The following is a 2411-nucleotide window of genomic DNA, read 5'->3' on the forward strand; positions in this document are numbered from 1 at the left end:
GAGCCTGAGCCGCCCAAAAGCGCGAAGATCTCGCCGCGCTTGACCTGCAGGTTGACGGTATCCACCGCCAGCGCCTCGTCGAAGCGCTTGCTCAGGCGCCTGACCTCCAGCACGATGTCCTCGGCGAAGCGCGGGGTCTTGCCGGGCGTGCGGGGCGCCGCGTGAGCGGCCGAGGTGTCGTTCGACAGGGGCGTTGTGACCATTCGCCACTCCCATCCAAAGGCCCGGGCTAGCGGGCACCAAACGATAAGAAGCGGACAGGGTCCTCCCCTGCCCGCCGCGGGGTCGGCGCTAGATCAACGACCGGACTTGACGCGGTTCCAGATACGCGTGCGAGCGCGCTGGAACGGCTGGGGCATGTCGCGGGCGACGTAGAGATTCTGCATGACCTCGGTTTCCGGGTAGATCGCCGGATCGCTCAGGATCTCTTCGTCGAGGTAGGCGTCGGCGGCCGAGTTGGGGTTGGCGTAGCTGACGTAGTCGGTGATCTCGGCGGCGATTTCCGGGTCGAGAATGAAGTCGATGAAGGCGTGGGCGTTTTCCGGGTTCGGCGCATCGGCGGGGATCGCCATCACGTCGAACCAGAGCGCGGCGCCCTCTTTCGGAATGGAGTAGCCGATGGTGAAGTCGCGACCCGCTTCCTCGGCGCGCTCGGCGGCCTGGAAGACGTCGCCGGAGTAGCCGCCGGCCACGCAGATGTCGCCGTTGGCGAGATCGGAAATGTAGCGCGAGGAGTGGAAGTAGGTGATGTCGTCGCGCACCGCGGCGATCGCCTCGCCGGCGGCCTCGAGATCGTCGGTGCTGTCGCTGATCGGGCTCAGGCCCAGATACGCCATGGCGGCGGGCAGCATCTCCTCGCCGGTATCGAGCATGGCGATACCGCAGCCGGCCGCGTTCAGGGCGCCGGTGATCTCGGGGTCGAAGAGCATTGCCCAGCTATCCACCGGGGCGTCATCGCCGAGGATCTCGCGGACCCGGTCGACGTTGTAGCCGATGCCGTTGGTGCCCCACATGTAGGGAACCATGTACTCGGTGGTGGCGTCGATGCCCTCGAGGTTCTCCATCAGCTCCGGATTGAGGTTACCGAGGTTGGGCAGTTGGGCGGCATCGAGGGTCTGGTAGACGCCGGCCTGGCGCTGGCGCAGAAAGAAGTGGGACGAGGGAACCACCACGTCGTAGCCGGAGCGGCCGGCCAGAAGCGCCGCATCGAGGGTTTCGTTGCTGTCGTAGACGTCGTAGGTGACGTCGATGCCGGTGCGCTCAGTGAACTTCGCGAGCGTCTCCGGGGCGATATAGTCTGACCAGTTGTAGACCCGCACTTCGTCAGCGTGGGCGTTCGCCGCTACGACACAGGAAAGCGCCGTAACGGCCGCTGCGAGTTTGTGGATGTTCCCCATTCCATTGCTCCTCGTGCAAATGCTGATAGAGCCGACCGGAGAGTGCCGAGTCGACGTCACCGCGAACCGCCATCGTTGAGTGCCACTTCATCGGCGCCAACCCTCAAATTAGCACCTAAATGCGGCGAGGCAATTTTTCGAAGCTGCGAATTCTGCGCGGCCTCGCCCCCCATCGCAAGGGTTGGCGAAAAAATTGTTGCATTGAGCGTCCCGCGACCCCACTTAGGCCTTGGGGTCCGGACCCGGCACGCGGCCTCGATGCCACGCACCGCTCCTGATGCCATAGCCGATTGCTATGAAATGAATGTCTTTTTTCAATTTTAGCTATCAAGCATCGGTCGTTAGTATGACCCTACATTTTCGAGCCACACCCATCCGATAACGGAGACTAGCTGAATGTCCTTGATCAACACCGAAGTAAAACCTTTCAAAGCGACCGCTTACCACAACGGTGAATTCATCGACGTTACCGACGCCGACCTGAAAGGCCAGTGGTCCGTTTTCTTCTTCTACCCGGCCGACTTTACCTTCGTCTGCCCGACGGAGCTTGGCGACCTGGCCGACAACTACGACGCGTTCAAGAAGCTGGGCGTCGAGATCTACAGCGTCTCTACCGACACCCACTTCACCCACAAGGCGTGGCACGACAGCTCCGAGACCATCGGCAAGCTCCAGTACCCGATGATCGCCGACCCGACGCTGAAGATCTCACGCAACTTCGAAGTGCTGATCGAGGAAGACGGCCTGGCCGAGCGCGGCACCTTCGTGGTCGACCCGGACGGCAAGATCCAGATCGTCGAGATCAACGCCGGCAACATCGGCCGTAACGCCGAAGAGCTGCTGCGCAAGGTGAAGGCCGCCCAGTACGTTCGCGAAAACCCGAACGAAGTGTGCCCGGCCAAGTGGAAGGAAGGCGAAGAGACCCTCGCACCGTCTCTGGACCTCGTCGGCAAGATCTAAGCCGCCAGTCGCTTCTCCGCTTTGACAGTCACGATTTCATCGACGGAGTAGCCC

Annotated in this window: 2 protein-coding genes and 1 pseudogene; 1 reads left to right on the forward strand and 2 read right to left on the reverse strand. The window is 62.4% G+C overall.

Features of this window, described 5'->3' with window-relative positions; all coding sequences use genetic code 11:
* Both BIS11_RS15230 and BIS11_RS15235 read right to left on the reverse strand, forming a co-directional pair.
* Window positions 1–203, reverse strand: a pseudogene (locus BIS11_RS15230) (polyamine ABC transporter ATP-binding protein); the annotation flags it as partial.
* A gap of 93 nt (window positions 204–296) precedes the next feature.
* Window positions 297–1397, reverse strand: a complete 1101-nt coding sequence (locus BIS11_RS15235) for a polyamine ABC transporter substrate-binding protein (RefSeq protein ID WP_253424186.1) — start codon at window positions 1395–1397, stop codon at window positions 297–299.
* A gap of 396 nt (window positions 1398–1793) precedes the next feature.
* On the opposite strand from BIS11_RS15235, the gene ahpC reads away from it, so the two are divergent.
* Entirely contained in the window at window positions 1794–2357 is a 564-nt protein-coding gene (gene ahpC / locus BIS11_RS15240) for an alkyl hydroperoxide reductase subunit C (protein ID WP_227389295.1), read from the forward strand.
* Window positions 2358–2411: the final 54 nt, after the last annotated feature.

Source organism: Halomonas sp. 707D4, from assembly GCF_024158685.1.
GTDB lineage: Bacteria > Pseudomonadota > Gammaproteobacteria > Pseudomonadales > Halomonadaceae > Vreelandella.